Raw genomic sequence first — 21567 nt, 5'->3', positions numbered from 1 at the left:
ACTTGCTGCGCATGTCATACAACGCCTTACACGGAGGCCGGGAAAACAGATCACCAGAGGTTTATTACACTGCTCACCGGTAAGCAATGCGTACACCAATAGCATCCGAACATTGATTGTAATCAATTAATTAAGCGCGTGGAGGGTGGAAGATGGCGGCATTGTCCCGTTGGATGGGAGCCGCAGCATACATGGAGAATGGGGTGGCTATCACTGTAAGGGGTTCAACGGTCATCTCTTTTGATACTTCGTTGAACAACAGCACTTCAAATTTTTCTTTGCCGCCATTGAGCGGAGCGCCTTCCTGTTTTTCCTGTGCAGCCATCCGCTTGCGCAGGTAACATTTACCATGACAATCGGAATTGGGCTTTGCGCGGTTCTCACATAAAGTAGCTGCTATAGCACGCTGGTTGATGGCAAAACTCAGTACCACACAGCATTTGCTGAAGGTTTGTGCCATTACGATCACCAGCAATAATATAGCGCCCGCTTGCTTCAAGCACGAAAATTTTCACAAAAGTAAGGCCAGAAAGCTAAATAAATCCACACCCGGCGAGCAATGGAAAAATAAATTCCAGACCAATGCACAATAAATAAAAGGTCTCGACAGGCCATCACCGCACTTGCAGGTATTACCGTCGCGCTCTATATTGGGACGACATTAAGAAAAACCCTTAAAACCCAACCACCCAGCACGTGTTTTCATTCTTCAAGCGTAAAAGACCCATATACCCGGTACCCGAATGGGCCTCTTTCTTTAAACAGGACGAATACAATACTTTCATCAGCCATATAGAAACCTATTTCAGGAAAAAGAAGGCTGAATTTGCTTACAACGAAGGTGTAGTAATAGTTGAAAACGAAGAGCAGGAAAAAACGAATCACGGGTTGGTTAATATTGCCCAGCAGTGTAATCAATCACCCATCAAGGAGTGGAAAGAATTGATCACCCGGCATTTTGATTCCTTTGGTCATATTGACCGCTTCAATCAGGACTTCAACAGCCAGGCGCATGATTATGAGTATGTAAAAAGCCACCTTGGGGTAAGGTTATATGCGCAGGATTATTTGTCGCATATTAGCGACGACATTATCATCACCAGGCGCATAACAGAAGATATTATTGCCATGCTGGTATTTGATTTTCCCCACAGTGTATCGAATGTAAAACCCGAACAAAGCATTCTATGGAAAAAATCAGAGGATGAGCTTTTTGGAATAGGCATCATCAATGTAAAGTCCAATTACCAATTTGATATTTCCCGGGAGCGCCTGGGTGATTTTGATATCTGGTTTGTAACCGGCGAGCATTTCTTCACGCCCAATATTGTTTTTGATTTACCCCATGACAGCCGTTTAGTGGGCACTTACGGGTCATTGGTGGGCATTCCGCACCGGCATGCTGTATTGATCTACCCTATTGAAAGCAGCGAAGCTGTGCGGGTGATTACGGGCCTGATACCGGTCATTAACGGCATGCACCAGGAAGGACCGGGCTCCATCAGCGATAAGCTATATTGGTATTACGACAATGCATTTTACCCCTTACCTTATACACTGGATGAAAAAACGATACAGTTCTTTCCGCCGGAGAAGTTTCTCGATATGATGAATGAGCTACAGTAATAATTATGGCAGCCCCACCCACCCACCGCATATTAATCTGGCTATCGCTGGCAATTGGCATTATGATCACCAGCGACAACTTCCTCTTACCAAAACATCAGCAAATGGAAGTGCTGGACAATGGCACTACATCAAGAACAAGAACAGAAGTAGATAGTTGGCTGACCTATTTCTTTTTAACCAAGGCGGGCAACAAATACAAGGTACCGGAATATTTATACAATGCTGTACTCATAGGTGACACCTTTCAAATACAAAAGACATTGCTATGCAGAAGGCCAGCCCGTTTGTCCTGGTGCGAAAAGGAGGGCCGGTGTTACATAAGTGATATCGGCACCATTAACGGTAACTATTGGGGCTATGGCGTGATGGCCTACCTGATCATTCACTCCCTGCTGATGACGCTGGGTATAATAAAAACCGGCATCCCGGGCAAGCGAAAGCAGGTATACTTTTGCTTTGGCATCGCCTTGAGCACACTGGCCTTTTACCTTATCTTTTAAGGCAGCCCGGCTTACTACCCCGACTCAGCCCCTTTAACTCCAGGTCTTTCAACTGCTGTATTCTATATACTGTCTTCTCTATTCCGTATTCTGATAATGTTTCCTGTGCGCCATGGGTGTTTTGGTGGTAATGGATTTGAAATGGCGGTTGAAATTGGAGAAATTATTGAAGCCGCTTTCATAACATACTTCCGCAATACTCTTTTGCGTCTCAGCCAGCAGCTTGCAGGCATGACCAATGCGCACTTCCATCAGGAACTGTGAAAAGGTCTTCTTGATACGGGACTTAAAATACCGGCAGAAAGAATTGGGACTGATATGGGCCACTTTAGCGATCTGCTCCAGGCTGATCTCGCGGGAGAAGTTCTTCATGATATACTGGTAGATATTATTCATACGATCCGCCTCCCTGTCATTGTAATGAAAATCGAGCCCCTTACTACATACCGTCTTTGTTTGCCTTGATCCTGCGATCGTATGCAGCACCTGCATAAGCAGGATGATGCGTTCGCTTTTGCGGGCCGTTACCAACTGCTGCATATATTCCGCCACCAGGGCCCGAGTCTGGTTCTTAATACGAACGCCCTGTTGAGCTTTATCAAACAGTTTGAGCAGGTCTTTATTCTCCGGCAACCGGAAGAAATCGGCCCCCAGGCATTCCGGCGTAAAATGAACAATGATGGCCTCTACCTGTAAGGTGGAATTCTTGCGCAGGAACTTTTCATCGCTGCGAAACCAGTGTGGCAGATCAGCGCCCAGCAATATCATGTCATTGGCCTTGAAGTGGTGGATGTGATCACCAATAAACTGCCGCCCATACCCCTTGATTATATGTACCAGCTCCAGCTCGGGATGATAATGCCAATGGTCATAAAAATGAGGTGCTATATCATGCCGCACGCTGAAGGAATGTTCAGCATCCAGGTGGATCTTCATTAAGTGGGCCTTCATGCTAAATCGATTTTAATACTTTCATGGTATAAAATATACTGCATACACTATTTCTGATGTTAAGATAGTACAAAAACTGGGTAAGAGAATGGTAAGCGGTTTTAATATTTGCACCTACTTTTGTTACGCAATCAGGTGCTACGATTGATTGCAATATACAATTCAGGCATTCCTGCTGCTGCATGGAACCATTGCCTGCATTAGCTTTCATTGTACTTACAATAATCCAGTCGGTCCTTGGTGTCTTTATGTAACTCATTCAAAAATGAGCGGGAAATCCTTTGCTCTTACTATAATCTGAAAAACAAAAACACATGTCAAGCCGGATCATTATGGAACTTAGCCAGGCAGGTATCAGGGATATAGACCTGGTAGGCGGGAAAAACGCGTCTCTCGGAGAAATGCTGCAACACCTTACCCCACTGGGCGTAAAGATCCCCCAGGGATTTATCATCACGGTAGCAGGATATACCCGGTTTATCCGCTTCAACAAACTGGAAGAACGGATACGACAACTTATTGAAGCAGTGCAGCCCGATGATATGGCGTCGCTGCAACAAAGTGGCGCAGCGGTAAGACAATTGATCTCCCGCAGTCCCTTGCCCCCGGAAATGATCGACCAGATCAGTGATGCCTACGATCACCTGTCGGATCAGCACAAACAACTGTGTACGGATGTAGCCGTGCGCTCCTCTGCTACTGCTGAAGACCTGCCAGATGCTTCCTTTGCCGGACAACAGGATACCTACCTCAATGTAAGAGGGCTGGATCAACTGCTGGAATCGGTGAAACGCTGTTTTGCCTCCCTGTTCACCGACAGGGCCATTAGTTATCGCCAGCGCTTTGGATACGATCATTTCAAGATCGGCCTGTCGGTATGTGTACAAAAAATGGTGCGGGCTGATCTGGGCGCCTCCGGCGTAGCATTCTCACTGGACACAGAAAGTGGTTTTAAAGATGCCATCGTGATCAATGGCGCTTATGGCCTGGGCGAACTGGTAGTGCAAGGCACTATTTCGCCCGATGAGTTCATCGTATTCAAACCTGCCTTACAGAAAGGATACCAGGCCATCATTGAAAAGAAACTGGGTGCCAAAGATAAAAAGATGGTGTATGGTGATGAACCCGGCGAGCGTGTGGCGATTGTAGGCACCAGCCCTTATGAGAAAAACCATTTCTGCCTGGAAGATACGGTGATACTCCAACTGAGCAAATGGGTAATGGAAATTGAAAAATACTATTCCGGTCTGCACCAGCGCTGGTGCCCCATGGATGTAGAGTGGGCCGTGGACGGCATGTCCCGTCAACTGTACATTGTACAGGCCCGGCCAGAGACCATTCACTCCCGCCGGCAGGCAGGCGCTTTTACGGAGTACACGATGAAGGATGCCGGCAGGGCCGGTAAGATAATCGCCAAAGGCATTGCAGTAAGCGATAAGATTGCCAGCGGCCGGGTGCGCCTATTGGATGCCACAGATACAAAAGACATGCATAGCCTGCAGTTTGAAGCAGGAGATGTATTGGTAACAGATATGACGGACCCCGATTGGGAGCCCATCATGAAAAAAGCGTCGGCCATCATCACCAATAAAGGAGGCAGGACCTGCCATGCAGCCATTGTGGCCCGTGAAATGGGCGTACCTGCCATTGTAGGCTGTGGCAATGCCACGCAATTGCTGCAGGAAGGGCAAACCATCACCGCCTCCTGTGCTGAAGGAGAGACAGGATTGATCTATAGCGGCATTATTCCCTTTGAAACAGCCTCTTATGACCTCAGTTCTTTCCCGGAAGTGGATACACCGGTATTGCTCAATGTAGCATCGCCCGATATGGCCTTCCGCTTTGCCAGCCTGCCCTGCAAGGGCATTGGCCTGGCCCGCGAGGAATTTATCATCAACAACTACATCAGAGTGCATCCGCTGGCGCTCCTGCGCCACCGTGCATTGAAGGATAACCACCTCACGGCCGCCATCAACGATATTACCAAAGGATACGCAGATGAGGAAGATTTCTTTGTACAGAAACTATCGCAGGGAGTGGCTAAGATAGCCGCTGCATTTTATCCGCATAAGGTGCTGGTACGTTTTTCGGACTTCAAAAGCAATGAGTATTTCAACCTGCTGGGCGGCAACCATTTTGAACCGGCAGAAGAAAACCCCATGATCGGCTGGCGTGGCGCCTCCCGGTATTACTCACCTCAATACAAGGAAGCTTTCCTGCTGGAATGCAAGGCCATCAAAATGGCCAGGGAAAAAATGGGACTGAAGAATATCGTGGTGATGATCCCTTTTTGCCGTACGGTAACAGAGCTGTTACAGGTATACGATGCCATGAAAGAAGGAGGGCTGGAGCGGGGAACTGATGGCTTACAAGTGGTATTGATGGCAGAATTGCCTTCGAATATCATCATGGCCCGGCAATTTGCCCGCCACATCGATGGCTTCTCCATTGGCTCCAATGACCTTACACAACTGGTGCTGGGCCTGGACAGGGATTCCTCGCTGGTAGCCCATATCTATGACGAGCGCAATGAGGCGGTCAAATCAATGATCACCATGTTGATCAGGGCGGCGCGGGAAGCCGGCATCCCGGTAGGGATTTGCGGACAAGGGCCTTCGGACTTTCCCGACTTTGCACAGTTCCTGGTAGAGATGGGTATCGATTCTATTTCCGTAACACCGGACTCTTATTACAAAACAGTCAAAGCCATTCATAGCATTGAAAAGCAACTAAAAGTATTGATTGCCTAAGCGGTATGGATTAAGGTGAGTCGTCCCGCAATACTGCGGGACTGCGCTGCAATTGCGGTACGGCAGGGCGGCCCACCTTGCCAAAGCTTTTATGTGCAGGATGGTTTCTTTTATCCCCTAAGCAGCCTGTCACCTCTGCTTGTTTTGCCCTGCATGGCAGAACTTGCAGGGGGTGACGGGCTCACTATTTATGGATGTTAAAATAGTATATCAATTAGCTGCTGTATTTGTTTGCCAAACGCGGGTGAAAGGATAGCTTGCAAGTTCTAAAACAATTGCATGTACCGCCATTTTGCCCTGCTGTCTGTTAGTTGCTGCCTCCTGCTCACCACCATGGCCCAGGACATAAAGCCGCTGCCCTATGATCCGTATATCCAAAGCGGAAGCGGATTAAGGAATTTCTATGCTGCGTTCGGCAAGGGCCGGCAGATCACCGTAGCCTTCCTGGGAGGTTCCATTACCAACATGCAGGGATGGCGGAATAAAGTAGATTCCTTCCTGCGGCAAAGTTATCCGGCCATTGATTTCCGTTTTATCAATGCCGGTATCCCTTCACTGGGCAGCCTGCCGCATGTATTCCGTTTACAAAGGGACGTACTGGACTCCGGGCAAATAGACCTGCTGTTCCTGGAAGCGGCGGTGAACGATCATGTCAATGGCACCGACAGTCTTACGCAGGTACACACCCTGGAAGGGATCGTACGCCATGCCCGCAAAACCAATCCTGCCATGGATATTGTACTGATGGCCTTTGCTGATTCCGATAAAACAAAAGATTACGATAACAACCAGGTACCCACCGAGGTCGCCAATCATGCATTGATCGCGAAACACTACAACCTTCCCTTTATCAATCTCGCCAAAGAAGTACATGACCGGATGCGCCATGGCGAGTTTAGTTGGGAGAAAGACTTTAAGGATTTGCATCCCTCTCCTTTTGGGCAACAATTGTATTTTGCTAGCATCCGTGAATTGCTGCAAAGGTGCGCTATGGAGCTGGAAAAGGTTCATTCACTCAACATACTCCCCTACCCGTTGCCCAAAGCACTCAACAAACAGGCATTGGAAAATGGACGGTATTATAGCATTGAAAATGCCCGACTTGCTGAAGGGTGGGAATTAATCCCCAACTGGACACCCACTGAAGGGCTGCATACCCGCCCTGGTTTTGTGCACAAGCCTATGCTGGTGGCCACTACACCCGGCGCCACGCTCACCTTGCCCTTTAAAGGCACGGCTATTGGCATCGCCATTGTATCGGGAAAAGACGCGGGCATACTGTCTTATTCCGTTGATAATGGTCCCTTCAAAGAAGTTGATCTCTTTACGCAATGGAGCAAGTCTTTGCACCTGCCCTGGTACCTGCTATTGGGCAATGATCTTAAGAAAGGGAAACATACACTGCAATTAAAAATAGCGGCTGAGAAAAACAGCCAAAGCGCCGGCAATGCCTGCCGGATCGTTTACTTCCTGGTGAATGACTAAAAAAAGAAGGTGAGCCAGCCCGCAGCATAGCCATAGCTTTGCGCACGGTGACCCGCCTTCCTGTTGTAATTCGTTTGCTTTATTTTTTCTTCAGGATGACCTTTGCCTGCGATACTTCATAGGCGGCATCCAGTATTTCCAGTATCTGGGCCCATTGAGCGATATCAAATCGACGGCCGGCATAGATCTTTTTAGCGTATACATGCAAGACATTGCCTTCTACAAAAGCTGTGCTGGTAAAACTGCCACAGGCATTCTCCACCTTCTTTTGCAGCTTATCCAATCCCTGCACTTCATAGCCAGCCGGGATCGTAAACATGATCTTCCAGTTGAGTGCGCGTGGGTAGCGCACGTCGATGGGCATGAGGCGGGTACGCTCTTCCTTCCTGATCTTAGGCTGCAAGCCCATTAAACCGGGCACTGCCACCACTAGGTCGTTACCGGCAGCTGCGGTCATATCGGCCAATAAAAATGCTTCTCCATACTTGAGGTTGCGTTTCTTATTGCTCCTGCCATCCTGCAGCAGGCGGAAGTTGTCGTATTTCTCTACATGGTATCCATATTCGTTCTCTGCCAGCTCTTTCATCATAATGGGCTTCTGCTCTTTCCATTCCTTCTTTTGTTTATTAAAGGTCTCGGTGGCTTTCTCTTCCTGGCTGGCGTTCAACCCTTCCCACATACCCAATCCATCAACATTCCTGAAATCATTTTCCATATAGGGCGTAAGGGCCAATGCTTCATCAATCACATCGTCCTTTACCAGTCCTTTGGCCTCAACGGTCTTATCTACCGACATATTCACTTTAGCTTCATCCAGCTGGGCAGTCACCAGGGTCAGCACGGCATTGTCCAATGTATCAGTCAGTGGCAGCATTTCGCTCACCGCTTTTGTTTGTACATTATTGTATGGAAAACGAACGGCATTATTCCCTACCAGCCAGGCCTGCAATTCCTGTGGATTGCCATGTTCTCCGGGATTGCTGTAGTACTTACCTTTGTACTTGATAAGCCAGGCTATTTCCTGGGTGAAAGCCACCGTATTGAGGCTGCTCCGGTTATTGGATGCACTCACCACGATCTCATGCTCTATTTTATTTAACTCCAACAACCTTGAGAATACTTTGGCAAAGGCAAAATCGCTCCAGTTGCCCACCATCGTCTGGGCCCTGATCATGTAATAAGCTTTCTGCACATACTCATCCGGGCTGGCATCCTTAATGCCCTTCTTCTTCAGTTTCTTAAATATCTCATTGGCCGTATAGGCAGGATCGCTTGATCCTACCGCATAATTACCGGTGCTCCGCAGCTTCTCGGGGTTCAGCCAGAAGGTCTTTGCTTTCTCGCCCAACTCCTCGGTTGTCATGCCCTTCTTCATCTCTGCTTCATCCTTGAACCATACCAGGTTCTTACTCTTATTGCGGGCATACACTACCTGGAACTTGATGGAAGGCAATTCCATAAACTCATTTACATACCGGGTATCCGTCATTTTCTCGCGGTTATTGTCCTCCCAGCGAAATACTTTATTGTCTTTATTGGTGCTTTGTACAAATTCAGGCGCCCCTTTCAGACTTTTATAGCCAATAAAGTATTTATCATCTTCCGTCACCACTTCAATCACTTGTTTGGCCACCGGCAATTCCCGGTTGCAGAGATAATAAACGGGATCAAACTCCCGGTAATCGGGATTAAAAGCATATTGCTGGTTATTGAAGTTCTTGAATTCATATTCAATGGCATCTCCTTCTTCCAGTCCCGGAACCGCTATCTTGAAATAAGCCGGACGGTAAGAAGAAGAAAAACGCTCATCGGTATAACTTCTGAAAACACCCGGCACCTGCTTGATATCTTCCACGCTGATGGCTTCTGCAATATCCACGGGCTCGATGGTTCCGTTCTTCTTGACCACCCGGGCTGCAAATGCATCTCCTTCTGTAGACAGCCGGAAATAGAGCACGGAATATTGATCAATAGCAAACTTATCATTAAGCAGGATCTTACGGCGCTCAGTTTCCTCTATTAATATCTTCGTTTCATTCGAAGCATTGGCCCAATAGATGGAAGACCCGAAGGTGAGGGGCGCCAATAGCAAGCCGTAAATATTACGGCCGATGCGCTTGCCCGCACTTATCCCTTTCTTATCGAAATTAAAACTGGTTTTCTGGCAGAGGATCACGGCACTTTCGCCGGCCCACCTGGTAGCGTTGTTGCTGCCTTTGAAATCGGCATCTTCCTCGGATAACAGGGGTGTTTTTTCCAGGTTCTTCTGGAACTGTTCCACTTGCTTTTTAGAAATGCGTTGCTGGCTATATGCAGCGCCATAGGCTATCATGGCCAGTACACAGCAGGTAATAATTCGTTTCATGCACATTAGTTTGGAGCGTTGCTGATTAACACAGGTCTGATTAAGGCAAACCTATGGTTACGTTGTTGCGGTTAAATTCTTTGATCTTGTTGAGGAAGGTTTTCCAGGCTACAAAGTCGGCAGTATTGATCACCGGCGATGTCATACGCAGCTTCTTCTTCAGTACGATCTTATTGCCGGTGGCGGTATAAGAAGCTTCCATACTGTTGCTGTTGAAAGCCGATTGAAAATTAGGAGGAGCTGCCAGCATTTTAGCTTTGGCAGGCAACTCAAGTGTTACCTCATCATTGGTAACAAACACATTGTCGAGATCAATCGGGTTTTGCCTGTCTTCATCGGGGGTGAAGTTGGTAAAGGTTCCGGGAAAGAAGTCAATACCAATATAGCAGGTCTTATCTACCTGGGTCACCTGGTTGCTGATCTCTACATCGCCTTCTACCACCAGGGGAATATCGCGGTCCTTAAAATCGGATGTTTTGACATTGGTCGCTTCTGAATTACCGCCATTCAACTCTACCATGCGGGTAATGAATTCCTTGCGCTTATTGGCGGGAATATTGTTGTAGATATAGTGAAAGAAGTTTTTCGACTCCCCGTCAAAGGTTAGTTTCACATGCCCGGTGATCTTATTGCCTTTGAGGGTAAGTGATGCCTGTGTAGCCATCTTGTTATCTTCCGGTGAAGGGGGTGGTACATTTTCTACTTTATAGGTATCACCATGCTGCACCAGCACGTTTTTGCCTTGTATACGGTAAGCGTTTGTGCCAAAAGCGCCATATTTTTCCGTGCCATCCAGGAAATAGGTTTTGCCTTTGAGGTACAATACGCTGATAGCATGGTTGTCTACGCAAAGCGATTGTATTTCGTTACGATCATATGGTATTTCACGGGTACCGATCCAGGCAAAATGGGCGTCAAGACCACCCAGTTTGAGCATTTCCGTCAGCAGGTTGGCCATGCCTTTACAATCGCCGTACTTATTCTTAAAAACCTCCTGCACGGTTTGCGGCACAAAGCCAGCATACCCTTCTTCAAAAGCAATGTACCGTATATTGTCCTGCACCCAATAGTAGAGGGCTTTTACTTTGTCCTCATCTGTCGTTTTACCCTGCAACAATTGCGTTACCTGTGCTTTCAGCACATCGGTTTGGTTATCGGCTTTTTTATACAGGAAATTGTACCAGCTGTACATATCATCCAGCGACTTAAACCCATTGACCTTTTTTTGATTGACGGTATAGCTGCGTACAGTGATCACCAGGTGTGGAAGGTAATAGGGCTTTCCCAGCGAAGCGGGCTCCTGCTTAATACCAGGCAGGCTTTCGGCTGTGTAAGTATAAACATTCAGGTTCTTCTCCTTCTTTACTTCCTTCCTGATCTTATAACCGGCAAAGTTCTTTTCAATGATCTCCAGTTCCAGCCAGTCAGGCACTTTAAAGCTAATGCTGTTTTGTTTTACCGGAAACCCCTGGTGAAAGAATACCCTTGTCAGGTATTTGGCATCTGAGTATTCGTAATTGTATTTGAACCGGCACCGGGTACCGCTGGCCTGGGCCAGGAACCCATATACCATGCCATAGCTGTCATCAAAGAAGATAGACTCATCGGTGAGTGAAATCTTTGCGGGAGGATACTTCGCGCTCCTGAATCCGTTTCTAAAGTATACCTCAAAATCATAATCAGCCAGTTTTACAAACTGGTTGTAAGGCAGCAGGTAACCAATATTGGTTTTAGGCTCTATGGCTACCATTTCTACAATGCCCTTTTCCGATACGGTGACTACCGGCAGACCGTTGATCCCTTTACCGGTACTGAAATTCACCTCCTTCTGAATCAAGTGAGCACCATATTGGGCTTTCTTTTGGATCTTACGAAGGGCGGCAATCTGTCCAAGCCCCTCATCATCAGAACTTTGGGGTTGCGCTAAAGCGGGAAGGCAAATTACACTGAGTAATAATACAAGTAGGAAGTTAATTCTCATACAGGTCGTTTAGGGGGTTGCGGTTGCAAATCTAAATTAATTATACATACTAACCCCTATCTACGTTTGCAGTGACTTGGCTACAGAAATCGGAAAACCTATACTTGCCGTATATGGAAATGTAAAATAATATGTTCCTTGAGGAAAGATCGAAAAAGATGGCTTAAATCCCCTAATCTTAAGATCACAAATTGTGATCTTAAGATTAGGGGCACATACGTAATTAATTATCAAGCGATTATAATTAAAAACAGTGTTTATGGCATTGATCCAAACTATCCAAAACAGAATTTATGAGATTCGGGGTGAGCGCGTAATGATTGATAAGGATTTGGCAGAACTCTATGAAGTAGAAACCAGGGTACTCAATCAGGCAGTAAAACGAAACTTAAAAAGGTTTCCGACCGATTTTATGTTTCAGCTTACCCACCAGGAATGGGACAATCTACGATACCAGATTGATGGTATTGAAAACACAGCGCCTTCAAAGTCACAAATTGTGACCTTGAACACTGCCCATGGTAAACACTTAAAATATCTTCCCCATGTGTTCACTGAACAGGGTGTAGCCATGTTAAGTTCCGTCCTTAACTCCGATAAATCTATCTCCATGAACATAGCTATTATGCGCGTATTTGTAGAAATCAGGAAAACCTTGCTGGTGCAAAACGACATTAGGGAGCAGATAAAACTGATCCGGGAGCGATTAGGCGAGCATGATACACAACTCAGCCATATCTACGACGCAATGGAAAACCTGCTGGATGAAAAGGCGGCGCAAAAGAAATGGGGAGAGAGGGATAGAATAGGTTTTAAGTCCCAGCTCTAACCTGGAACCTTAAAATATCTTATCGAAAATGATATTCACGATCTCCACTGCAATAAGGATAATGATGATCCATTCGAGGGTAGAACTGTGGGAGTGCTGGTTAATATCTTTGTAGATCTCGAGGTTTTCCTGGATAATGCTCAGGCTTTCCTGCAGGCTGCGGTACCTGATCCTGATGTCCAGCTCGATATTCAGTTGCGTATGCAGGTCGTTGAGGTATTGATCGTCCCAGGTAATATCAGGACTGTCAAAAATGTACAGGTTGCGTGCTATCTTATTCTTCAGGTTAAGGGCCTTCCCAATGTACTTTAACAAGCCCTTGCCCTTGATAGAGAACTTCCCTTTTTCTTCCAACTCATTGCTGAAGTAAGTGGTTTGCTCGAGCAGGATATTGGTTTGGTCAATATAATAATCCAGGGCTACTGACTGGGCAATATTGAGCATCACGATCTTGGCCACATCGAGGTTAATATGGTTGACAATGATCTTATCAAACAATACCTTGGTAGGAGAATCGGGGATCATCTCCAGCCCGATCTCTTCGCTCTCCAGTTCATTGACCGCCAGGGAGAGGATCTTCCGGAGATTGCCAATAATATCTGTCTGTAAAGTCTTTTCAATGCCGAAGAAGACCACGCTTCCGTAATCAAATACCTGGAACCAGGAATACTGACTGGTTTCGTAGATGAGTTCTGTAGGATCGGCGTAAACGCAATGAAAGGTGAGACTGTTCTTAATTAGTTTCAGGTCCAATCGTCCGCCCAAGTGATATCCAATAGTTGTTGCTTTCATAATCAATCCGTAATGATCCCACAGCTAAAGTACGGATTATTAACGCACGCTAAATGGCCACCCCCCTGAAGTGCCGTTAAACAGCCCCCAACTAGCCAATAAGGTGGGGACTAATTCCCGCCATCAAACTGCTTTTGGGCACCATGCCCGACTGTCGCCACAGCACCTTGCCGTGCCTGAAAAGTATCAGGGTGGGGATACCCGTTACGCCATAGGTTTGTGCTGCATGCTGATTCTTATCTACATCGATCTTGATGGTCTTTACTTTATTGGTCAATTCCCTGGCCACTTCCCGCACAATGGGTTCCATGGCCTTGCAGGGTTGACACCAATCTGCATAGAAGTCGACCAGTACCGGCGTATCGCCCTGAATAAGTTCTGCGAATGATTTCATAATGATCATTTAATGTGACACCCTGCCTGAAGCCAGTTCAACCTGCAACCTGGCCACTACCGGGTTGGCAATATCGGCATTGAGGATAATGAGTTGCAAACCCAGGTCGGAAACCAGCCAGTCTTTTTTCAAAGCTTCGCCTGCATAAATAAAAATGCTTTTGAAATGCTCTGCCGGACTGATGCCTGCGGTTACACAAACCACCAAGGCTTTTTGTACTGCTTTTTCCAATTCTATGTCTTCCAGCATGCAACGTTCACGCAAAGAACCTGCATAATGAATAAGCTGCCGGCTGATCAATATGTCCCTGATATCATCCAACACCGTGGACCAGGTATCAGTATACGATGGATAAATAATTACATCGGGAAGCATAATAATTAGAATTTATCAGGTTCTATGTTTGAAATAACGATTGCAATTGCCTGAAAAGTTCCTGCTGTCCGGCTGTCAGCTTTTCCGGTATCAATACTTGTATTTCTACCAACAGATCACCGGTTTGATCGGGCTTATTGTACACCGGCATCCCCTTACCCCTGATGCGGAGCAGCTTGCCATTTTGCGTACCGGCCGGTATTTTGATCTTCAATACGCCTGCCAGGGTATTCACTTCCTTTTCACCTCCCAATACGGCTGTAAACAGGTCTACGGGTACAGTTTGCCGGATATCATCACCATCCCGTTTGTACAGGGTATGTGGCAATACCTGTATGGTAATGAAAAGGTCACCAGCAGGTCCGCCATTGATGCCTGGCGCGCCTTTACCGGCCAGCCTGATGGTAAGACCACTGTAAGCGCCTGGTTTGAGGGTAATGCGTATTTTCTGTTCATTGAGGGTAACGACCCTGGCGGTGCCCTGGTAGGCTTCTTCCATGCCAATGGTCATTTCGGAATGGTAGTCCTGCCCTTTTTGTTTGCGGCTACCGCCCCGTCTTGATCCACCTCCTCCAGCCGCACCCGACCGGTTGAAGAACTCTCCAAAGATGTCGGAGAAGTCGCCAGCCTGCCCATAGAACTCGTCGGAATCGCTGTCAAAACGATACGATTGCCCGCTGCCCTGTGATCCGCCCTGGTATTGATGCTGGCCCTGCTGTGCGCCATTGAACTGGTTCCAGTTGGCGCCGTACTTATCATACTTCTTCCGCTTCTCCGGATCACTCAATACTTCATAAGCTTCATTGATCTCTTTAAATTTTTCCTCCGCCTCTTTATTGCCGGGGTTCTTATCAGGATGATGTTTAACCGCCAACTTGCGAAAAGCCTTCTTGATCTCTTCTTCCGTTGCTTTCTTGTTAATGCCTAATATGGAATAATAATCTTTAGCCACAGCTTATGAACTGGTTTAGTATTAATAAATGATTGTTGCTATTAATGTTTTACTGTAATGTGTTGTTCAATGGCAGCCGACAAACCATCATAATCATAACTGCCATTGTACTTATGGCCGTTTATGTAAAAGGACGGGGTGCCATTGACACCGCTGCGTACGCCACTTTCAAAATCGGCCTCTACTTTCTCCGTCAATGCCGGATCAGCCAGGTCCCTGCCAAATGCCGCCATATTCAATCCAATCGCCTTCGCCAATTCGGGAAACAACTCTTCACTCAACTGATCCTGGTTTTCAAATATAAGATCATGCATTTCCCAAAAACGATCCTGTCTGCCTGCCGCTTCCGCAGCAACGGCGGCTGTAAAAGCATATTCATGGGCATTGGTCAACGGGAAGTGCCGGAAAGCGAACAACATATTTTTAACATAGGTCTTCTGTAATTGTTTGACAATGGGAAAAGCAGCCCCACAATGCGGACATTGATAATCCCCAAATTCAATCAATTCTATCACCGGGTGTTGCGCCCCCAGCACGTGATCGTACTGATTAAGCGGAGGTGTGAGTTTTGACGCCATGATTGGTAGTTGTAGAGGTGGTTATAGTTTCCAGCGCCTCAATGATACCATCAGCGCCGGGATTTACCAGGATCGGGGAAAGATAACTCCAGCGGATAACTCCATTGCCATCAATGACAAACAAAGCCCGCTCACTCTGACCTTCCTTTTCATCATAAGCTCCGTATTTCCTGGACACAGCTCCTTTGGGTTCAAAATCTGCCAACAGGGGAAAACGGAGTTTGCGTTGGTCCGCGTAGGCCTTATGGCACCATTTACTGTCCACAGAAATCCCCAGCAATACGGCATTGTACTTTGCAAAGATCGTAAGCATTTCATTGTAAAGCGCCATCTGGTCGCCGCAAACAGGACTCCAGTCGGCCGGATAGAAAGCAAGGATCACATTTTTTCCTCTGAATTGTTGGAGGGAAAATGATTCATCGGGTGAGGCCTTTAATTCAAAATCGGGGGCCAAATCATTCTTTGTTAGCATAATCAGGATGTTTTTATTAATGATGGAAGAGGAAAGGGGGATGCGGCTCAGAAAGGCCGGATAGGATATTAAAGCTACAATAAGATTTTTAATGACAGCTATTATATCCTGCCCGGTTTTACTTAACCCTTTGTCCTTCAAACTTCATGCCCCGGAACGGGTCAAAAAACCAGCCAACGATTGTCAGAGTTTATCCCGCCTCAGCGGGATAAACTCTGTCGAAGCCGCTTCGAGAGCTCAGCCTGACAACTACACTTAACCTTACAACTTACACGCAACAATCCGGCATCCTCCTTGTTATTTTTCCATATATCATCAAATACCATATATGGAACACAGATTTTTAGGCAATTCCGGATTACAGGTCCCAGTATTAAGTTTTGGTACGGCAACATTTGGCGGCGTGGGTGAATTCTTCAAAGCATGGGGCAGTACCCAGCAGGAAGACGCTAACCGCATGGTAAAATTATGTATGGAAGCCGGTGTTAATTTCTTTGATACGGCCAATGTATATTCAAGAGGTGTAGCGGAAGAGATACTGGGTGTTGCCCTAAAAGGGATCAGGGATAAAGTACTCATCTCAACCAAAGCTACGTTTGTGATGGAGGATGGGCCTAATAACTTTGGCTCTTCGCGGCATCACCTGCTAAAGTCTGTGGAAGATTCCCTGCGCCGCCTGCAAACAGATTATATCGATATCTACCATATGCACGGCTTTGATGGCAATACCCCGGTAGATGAAACATTACGTACGCTGGACACGTTGATACAAAGCGGCAAAGTACGTTATATAGCTTGTTCCAATTTCTCCGGCTGGCACCTGATGAAATCCTTGTCTGTGTCAGAAAGATATGGCTGGACAAAATACATTGCACACCAGGCTTATTATTCCCTGCTGGACCGCGAATTTGAATGGGAGCTGATGCCACTCGGTGTGGACCAGAAAATAGGCACCATTGTATGGAGCCCGCTGGCTTCTGGCCGCCTGGGTGGTAAATACCGGCGCAACCAGCCACTACCCAGGGAAAACCGTGTACAGCAAGGCGGCGGCCATGGACCTGCGCTCAACGAAGCACTCCTGTACAATATCATGGATGCATTGGATGAAGTAGCGGCAGAGACCGGTAAAAGCGTAGCGCAGGTAGCCCTGAATTGGCTGTTGCAAAGACCCACGGTGGTGAACATCATCATTGGCGCCCGCAATGAAGAGCAGTTGCAACAGAACCTCGGAGCTGTTGGCTGGAACCTGACCACCGAACAGGTAAAGAAATTAGATGCAGCCAGCGATCGGGAATCTGTGTATCCGTACTGGCACCAGCGCCAGAACCTGCAACTGAATCCCCTGCCAAAGTTTTATTAAAGGCAAAAGAGCAACGAGGCATCCAGGCAAAAAGGCAACGAGTTATAGCAGCCATCGCTCAATAAGGATACCAATACCTATTTTCGATAGCAACTCCCCCAACAAAAAAAGCCGCTCAGCGTAAAACTGAAGCGGCTTTTTGAATGAGCTTGTCAGGTTGAGTTTGTCGAAACCGGCTTCGACTGGTTCACCTGACAATATATTTATCCTATTGATTTCACGACTCCTTTGAAGTAACCGGCCGATTCGGCCAATCCTGCCAAAGGATCTGTCATGTCTTTTTCAAACTCTATGCTGCAAATGCCCTGGTAATTGCTTTTCCGTAAGGCTTTCACCAATGCGGGGAAATCAATAACACCACGGCCCACTTCAATGGCCTTACCGTCTTTAGCTGCCAGGCTTACATCTTTAATGTGGAGATCAAATATCCTGTTCTTGTATTGTTTTACCACTGCTGCAGGATCGGCGCCGGCACGGATGGCATGACCAATGTCCATACACAAACCCATTTTCTCATCCCTGTCTTTGATAAGATCGTATGCATTCTTAGGGCTGGGGTATAACTTATCTTCCGGTCCATGGTTGTGAATGGCCAGCCGGATGCCGGATGACTTTACTACCGATTCTGTATAATCCAGCAACTCGGGATTGGGCACACCTACAATAAGGGGCACCCCTACTCTTTTGGCATAATCAAAGGCCTGATCTACTGCCTCTTTGGATTTCATGTAGATGACCCCTACGGCATATATCTTGATCCCCGCATCGGCAAATTGCTTTAATACACTCTGGATCTTTTCGTCCGTGCTGTTGAGTGGCAGGTGAAAATCCTTTACAGAAATATAGTTGATATTCACCTTCTTCATCATAGCGATGGCCTTTTCCAGGTCAAATTTCGCAAAGGTGTAACCGGCAATGCCTGTGTTAAGCGGCGCAGGGGCTTTGGGGGCAATGGCGGCCTGGGAAGCAAGGGGCAATGTAAGGGTACCTGCCAGTCCCAGGGCAGATTGCTGTAAAAAGTTACGTCTTGATGTCATATAGCTCGTTTATACAGTTGGTTGATATGAACCGGGAAGATACAACATGTAACATAAAAGGATTTGCCTTAAATCAATTTTTAACCTGCAGGTATACAAATGATACTTCTACGCAATCGTATCTGCCCTTTTTACAGTAACTTTGCATTAACAACCCTCTATTCCAATTCCCACTTTCCTGTGTAAGCTACCGTGTTCCTTTGCCTATGTGTACTGTTTAAATTGCAGTAACTCCCGGGTCTCACTCCACAAACAGAAACAAAGATACCAGTGTAATAACGCTGGTCCGTAGCCATTTTAACCCCTGTATTAGTTACTCTAAATTGTTTCAGTCATGGAAATGTTTGATTTTATACCCGCAATTGTGAAAACCCTGATGGGCATTTCCCTTGGAGGTTTATTCCTATCTATGCTCTTTGTAGATAAAATAAAACTGAACGGCAAAGAAAAAGGAGGCCGGAATATCGTTATTACCCTGTGTATTAGTCTTGTTGCCACCCTGGTATTTTCCATGCTCACCATATTTCTTCTTTACGAAAACGTTTCAGATTCTTTAAGCAGTGAACTGATGCCCGTGGAAGCCATTGTTTGCGCCTTCCTGGCCATCCTGTCGTTTATGCCGGTGCTGGTAGCCCTGTTTAAGATATCACTGCTCCTGATGAGGAGAAAGCAAAAAACAGCCTGACCGGTCCTTCTGCCTCCATTTTAGTGCATTATGCGTGGCCGCCTCACTTCCTGGTGGAGGGAAACATGCCCCTATGCCTGGAAAGAAAAATTGTATTTTTGGTACAGGCATCCATCATTACCGGCGCATCTATGATCATAAAGGCACTCATAAGGAACAAGCTCATCATCCTGTATGGCATTTCGCTGGCTGCTTTACTTTTCGTATTGCGGTGGCTGCAACTGCGTTTCATCATTTTTGATCATGCTTTTGAGGTGTATGCCGGTGCTATTGCCCTTATCTTCACTGGCCTGGGCATCTGGCTGGCCATGAAGCTCAGTAAACCGAAGATCAGAACGGTAGTAGTAGAAAAAGAGGTATTCATCCACCAGGAGGTACCGGCGCTCCCGAAGACCGAATTTACCCTAAATGAAAAAGCACTCCATCAATCCGGCATCAGCAAGCGGGAAATGGAAGTGCTGCATTTAATAGCCCAGGGATACAGCAACCAGGAAATAGCGAACCATTTATTTGTATCCCTCAACACGGTGAAAACCCACTCCTCCAACCTTTTCCTCAAATTGGATGTAAAAAGAAGGACCCAGGCTATTGAAAAAGCTAAGCGACTGAGTATCATACCATAAACATCTTCACCCTTAGGTATGAAATGAGCAAACAGCCTCAAAATCACCCCAAAGTATGAGAGCCGGCGAAGTTTTATGCGCCAAATTTGCCATGTAACCTTTCAACAATACTTCATCGCAACTTCATTGAACATGAAAAAGACTATTCTCGTTTTTGGATTGATTGCCGGCTTCATTGTCACCGCCATGATGCTTTATTCCGCTGCCATGATCGCCAATCACCAGGATTTCAAGGGTAATGAGGTACTTGGCTACACCACTATGCTGGTAGCCTTTTCCTTCATTTTTGTGGGCATTAAGAATTTCAGGGATAAGCACAACCTGGGAGTGATCTCCTTTGGCAAGGCATTCAGAATAGGCCTATACATCACATTAATTGCCTCTACCATGTATGTAATATCATGGCTGGTAGAATTCTATGTATTCATTCCCGACTTTGCCGAAAAGTACGCTGCCTGCGTAATGGACAAAGCCAAAAGCAAGGGCGCCACACCTGCCGAGTTGAGCGAACAGGCTGCTAACATGGCAAAGTTTACCCAACTGTATAAGAATCCTTTGTTTGTGGTCCTCGTCACATACGCCGAGATACTCCCCCTGGGGCTTCTGGTATCCCTGATCAGCGCCCTGTTCTTAAAAAGAAAAGCAAAGCCACAGGTTGAGACTGCCTGATCATGATCTCCAGTCGGACTGATCTTGTCGAAGCCTCAATAGTATAGCCATGAATTAATTGGTTTTTAATAGAAAAGGAACTGCAGAGGACTAATCCCTCCAGTTCCTTTTTCTTTCACTTATAAGCCTCACTTTCTGTCAAATACAGGCGTATGCTAACGATGTTTTAACGGTCCTTTATCATTCCTTTAATACTTCCGGCACGGCTTTTTCAATAGTTTTGCAGTCCCCTATTCTACTTGCAAAATTCTCCAGACGAGTTTCTCCGCACGCCAATTCAACTGCCCCAATGAGAGTCTTTATTCACTTTAAAAAAAGCATGATATGAACAAGGCTTTGAATTATCTACGTAGGAGTTTGATCCCCGTTATTGCAGTTATATCGGTAGGTATATTATTTACCGCCTGTTTGAAAGATAAAGACAATGGCCCCGATATTCCCGCAGCAGGTTTGATGGCATTTAACCTGGCGCCCGACCAACCGGCATTGGTGGTCAGGCTTTCCGGCAATAGCCTCACCCAGGCGCCACTCGACTACACCAGTTATACCGGCGTGTACCAGAACATTTATACAGGCAGCAGGCCAGTAGAAGCTTTCGACTACAGAAATGGCAGCCGGCTCACCAGCACCAATTATACTTTCGAGGCCAACAAATATTACTCTCTGTTCGTGATTGGCACCGACAGTGCCTACAAGAACATTGTATCTATAGACAACTTCGATAGCCTGACAACGACTGATGGCAAAGCTTATGTCCGGTATATCAATGCCATTACTGATTCGGTGAACAATTCTACTGTTACCGTAACAGCCAATGGCAGCAATGTAGTGAACGATAATGCAGCCTATGGCACAGTGAGTGAGTTTAAGGCTGTAACACCAGGACAGATCAGCGTGGCTGTTAAAAACAACAATGGGGTGAATGCCAGCCGTGATATTACCCTGGAACAGAAAAAAATATACACCATCTTATTGGTTGGTAAACCCGGCGCTACCGATGACAAGCAAAAAGTACAGATCAGGTTTATTGCCAATGGTACGGTGACGGATGATACATCCAAACAGTAATACTGAATTATAAGATCCAATATACCCAAAGAGGCCGTCCCCTGTTTTGCAGATACAGGAGACGGCCTCTTT

At 46.5% G+C, this 21567-nt stretch carries 21 protein-coding genes; 10 read left to right on the top strand and 11 right to left on the bottom strand.

Features of this window, described 5'->3' with window-relative positions; genetic code table 11:
* Positions 1-130 precede the first annotated feature (130 nt).
* Positions 131-499, bottom strand: coding sequence for a hypothetical protein (locus D3H65_RS02465; RefSeq protein ID WP_119048737.1), 369 nt, complete (start codon positions 497-499; stop codon positions 131-133).
* 197 nt (positions 500-696) lie between these two features.
* On the opposite strand from D3H65_RS02465, the gene D3H65_RS02460 reads away from it, so the two are divergent.
* Positions 697-1626, top strand: a complete 930-nt coding sequence (locus tag D3H65_RS02460) for a hypothetical protein (RefSeq protein ID WP_119048736.1) — start codon at positions 697-699, stop codon at positions 1624-1626.
* 5 nt (positions 1627-1631) lie between these two features.
* Positions 1632-2129 (top strand): hypothetical protein, encoded by a 498-nt coding sequence (locus D3H65_RS02455; protein WP_119048735.1) that lies wholly within the window; start codon positions 1632-1634, stop codon positions 2127-2129.
* A gap of 78 nt (positions 2130-2207) precedes the next feature.
* Here D3H65_RS02455 and D3H65_RS02450 read toward each other — a convergent pair whose 3' ends face one another.
* Positions 2208-3080 (bottom strand): AraC family transcriptional regulator, encoded by an 873-nt coding sequence (locus tag D3H65_RS02450; RefSeq protein WP_119048734.1) that lies wholly within the window; start codon positions 3078-3080, stop codon positions 2208-2210.
* Between the two features lie 314 nt (positions 3081-3394).
* Between D3H65_RS02450 and ppsA the strand changes: the two genes are divergently transcribed.
* Entirely contained in the window at positions 3395-5830 is a 2436-nt protein-coding gene (ppsA, locus tag D3H65_RS02440) for a phosphoenolpyruvate synthase (RefSeq protein WP_119048732.1), read from the top strand.
* A 279-nt stretch (positions 5831-6109) separates the two neighbouring features.
* On the top strand, positions 6110-7315 hold the full coding sequence (locus D3H65_RS02435; protein ID WP_119048731.1) for an SGNH/GDSL hydrolase family protein: 1206 nt from the start codon (positions 6110-6112) through the stop codon (positions 7313-7315).
* A 79-nt stretch (positions 7316-7394) separates the two neighbouring features.
* On the opposite strand, the gene D3H65_RS02430 is transcribed toward D3H65_RS02435, so the two are convergent.
* Entirely contained in the window at positions 7395-9680 is a 2286-nt protein-coding gene (locus tag D3H65_RS02430; protein WP_119048730.1) for a hypothetical protein, read from the bottom strand.
* A 40-nt stretch (positions 9681-9720) separates the two neighbouring features.
* Entirely contained in the window at positions 9721-11661 is a 1941-nt protein-coding gene (locus tag D3H65_RS02425) for a transglutaminase-like domain-containing protein (RefSeq protein ID WP_119048729.1), read from the bottom strand.
* 259 nt (positions 11662-11920) lie between these two features.
* Between D3H65_RS02425 and D3H65_RS02420 the strand changes: the two genes are divergently transcribed.
* Complete coding sequence (locus tag D3H65_RS02420) at positions 11921-12490, top strand: ORF6N domain-containing protein (RefSeq protein WP_119048728.1); 570 nt, start codon at positions 11921-11923, stop codon at positions 12488-12490.
* 9 nt (positions 12491-12499) lie between these two features.
* Here D3H65_RS02420 and D3H65_RS02415 read toward each other — a convergent pair whose 3' ends face one another.
* From D3H65_RS02415 to D3H65_RS02390, 6 genes are all read right to left on the bottom strand, one after another.
* Positions 12500-13282, bottom strand: coding sequence for an RMD1 family protein (locus D3H65_RS02415; protein WP_119048727.1), 783 nt, complete (start codon positions 13280-13282; stop codon positions 12500-12502).
* Positions 13283-13373: 91 nt separating this feature from the next.
* A complete protein-coding gene (gene trxA / locus D3H65_RS02410) occupies positions 13374-13676 on the bottom strand; it encodes a thioredoxin (protein WP_119054364.1) in 303 nt (100 codons plus the stop codon).
* Positions 13677-13685: 9 nt separating this feature from the next.
* Positions 13686-14051, bottom strand: coding sequence for a hypothetical protein (locus D3H65_RS02405; protein WP_119048726.1), 366 nt, complete (start codon positions 14049-14051; stop codon positions 13686-13688).
* Positions 14052-14073: 22 nt separating this feature from the next.
* On the bottom strand, positions 14074-15003 hold the full coding sequence (locus D3H65_RS33475) for a DnaJ C-terminal domain-containing protein (RefSeq protein WP_119048725.1): 930 nt from the start codon (positions 15001-15003) through the stop codon (positions 14074-14076).
* A gap of 41 nt (positions 15004-15044) precedes the next feature.
* Positions 15045-15581, bottom strand: coding sequence for a DsbA family protein (locus tag D3H65_RS02395; RefSeq protein WP_119048724.1), 537 nt, complete (start codon positions 15579-15581; stop codon positions 15045-15047).
* Positions 15553-16053, bottom strand: a complete 501-nt coding sequence (locus D3H65_RS02390; RefSeq protein ID WP_119054363.1) for a redoxin domain-containing protein — start codon at positions 16051-16053, stop codon at positions 15553-15555. The genes D3H65_RS02395 and D3H65_RS02390 overlap by 29 nt, the downstream gene beginning before the upstream one ends.
* A gap of 328 nt (positions 16054-16381) precedes the next feature.
* On the opposite strand from D3H65_RS02390, the gene D3H65_RS02385 reads away from it, so the two are divergent.
* Positions 16382-17413 (top strand): aldo/keto reductase, encoded by a 1032-nt coding sequence (locus tag D3H65_RS02385; protein WP_119048723.1) that lies wholly within the window; start codon positions 16382-16384, stop codon positions 17411-17413.
* A 203-nt stretch (positions 17414-17616) separates the two neighbouring features.
* On the opposite strand, the gene D3H65_RS02380 is transcribed toward D3H65_RS02385, so the two are convergent.
* Complete coding sequence (locus tag D3H65_RS02380; RefSeq protein ID WP_119048722.1) at positions 17617-18450, bottom strand: sugar phosphate isomerase/epimerase family protein; 834 nt, start codon at positions 18448-18450, stop codon at positions 17617-17619.
* A gap of 334 nt (positions 18451-18784) precedes the next feature.
* Between D3H65_RS02380 and D3H65_RS02375 the strand changes: the two genes are divergently transcribed.
* The 4 genes from D3H65_RS02375 to D3H65_RS02360 all read left to right on the top strand — a co-directional run bounded on the left by D3H65_RS02375 (position 18785) and on the right by D3H65_RS02360 (position 21495).
* Positions 18785-19135 (top strand): hypothetical protein, encoded by a 351-nt coding sequence (locus D3H65_RS02375; RefSeq protein ID WP_119048721.1) that lies wholly within the window; start codon positions 18785-18787, stop codon positions 19133-19135.
* A 98-nt stretch (positions 19136-19233) separates the two neighbouring features.
* Positions 19234-19758, top strand: coding sequence for a helix-turn-helix transcriptional regulator (locus D3H65_RS02370; protein ID WP_245999662.1), 525 nt, complete (start codon positions 19234-19236; stop codon positions 19756-19758).
* Positions 19759-19890: 132 nt separating this feature from the next.
* Complete coding sequence (locus D3H65_RS02365; protein ID WP_119048720.1) at positions 19891-20427, top strand: DUF4199 domain-containing protein; 537 nt, start codon at positions 19891-19893, stop codon at positions 20425-20427.
* 324 nt (positions 20428-20751) lie between these two features.
* Complete coding sequence (locus D3H65_RS02360) at positions 20752-21495, top strand: DUF4397 domain-containing protein (protein WP_119048719.1); 744 nt, start codon at positions 20752-20754, stop codon at positions 21493-21495.
* The last annotated feature ends 72 nt before the right edge of the window (positions 21496-21567 follow it).

It is taken from the genome of Paraflavitalea soli (assembly GCF_003555545.1).
Classification (GTDB): Bacteria; Bacteroidota; Bacteroidia; order Chitinophagales; family Chitinophagaceae; genus Paraflavitalea; species Paraflavitalea soli.
Note: the sequence above shows the minus strand (reverse complement) of the source record. Positions and strands in the feature narration are given on the sequence as shown.

Excerpts from the sequence above, each read along its gene's own strand:
- D3H65_RS02455 (WP_119048735.1), top strand. The coding sequence starts at position 1,632 with ATGGCAGCCCCACCCACCCACCGCATATTAATCTGGCTATCGCTGGCA.
- D3H65_RS02450 (WP_119048734.1), bottom strand. The coding sequence starts at position 3,080 with ATGAAGGCCCACTTAATGAAGATCCACCTGGATGCTGAACATTCCTTC.
- ppsA (WP_119048732.1), top strand. The coding sequence starts at position 3,395 with ATGTCAAGCCGGATCATTATGGAACTTAGCCAGGCAGGTATCAGGGAT.
- D3H65_RS02435 (WP_119048731.1), top strand. The coding sequence starts at position 6,110 with ATGTACCGCCATTTTGCCCTGCTGTCTGTTAGTTGCTGCCTCCTGCTC.
- D3H65_RS02430 (WP_119048730.1), bottom strand. The coding sequence starts at position 9,680 with ATGAAACGAATTATTACCTGCTGTGTACTGGCCATGATAGCCTATGGC.
- D3H65_RS02425 (WP_119048729.1), bottom strand. The coding sequence starts at position 11,661 with ATGAGAATTAACTTCCTACTTGTATTATTACTCAGTGTAATTTGCCTT.
- D3H65_RS02420 (WP_119048728.1), top strand. The coding sequence starts at position 11,921 with ATGGCATTGATCCAAACTATCCAAAACAGAATTTATGAGATTCGGGGT.
- D3H65_RS02415 (WP_119048727.1), bottom strand. The coding sequence starts at position 13,282 with ATGAAAGCAACAACTATTGGATATCACTTGGGCGGACGATTGGACCTG.
- trxA (WP_119054364.1), bottom strand. The coding sequence starts at position 13,676 with ATGAAATCATTCGCAGAACTTATTCAGGGCGATACGCCGGTACTGGTC.
- D3H65_RS02405 (WP_119048726.1), bottom strand. The coding sequence starts at position 14,051 with ATGCTTCCCGATGTAATTATTTATCCATCGTATACTGATACCTGGTCC.
- D3H65_RS02395 (WP_119048724.1), bottom strand. The coding sequence starts at position 15,581 with ATGGCGTCAAAACTCACACCTCCGCTTAATCAGTACGATCACGTGCTG.
- D3H65_RS02390 (WP_119054363.1), bottom strand. The coding sequence starts at position 16,053 with ATGCTAACAAAGAATGATTTGGCCCCCGATTTTGAATTAAAGGCCTCA.
- D3H65_RS02385 (WP_119048723.1), top strand. The coding sequence starts at position 16,382 with ATGGAACACAGATTTTTAGGCAATTCCGGATTACAGGTCCCAGTATTA.
- D3H65_RS02380 (WP_119048722.1), bottom strand. The coding sequence starts at position 18,450 with ATGACATCAAGACGTAACTTTTTACAGCAATCTGCCCTGGGACTGGCA.
- D3H65_RS02375 (WP_119048721.1), top strand. The coding sequence starts at position 18,785 with ATGGAAATGTTTGATTTTATACCCGCAATTGTGAAAACCCTGATGGGC.
- D3H65_RS02365 (WP_119048720.1), top strand. The coding sequence starts at position 19,891 with ATGAAAAAGACTATTCTCGTTTTTGGATTGATTGCCGGCTTCATTGTC.
- D3H65_RS02360 (WP_119048719.1), top strand. The coding sequence starts at position 20,752 with ATGAACAAGGCTTTGAATTATCTACGTAGGAGTTTGATCCCCGTTATT.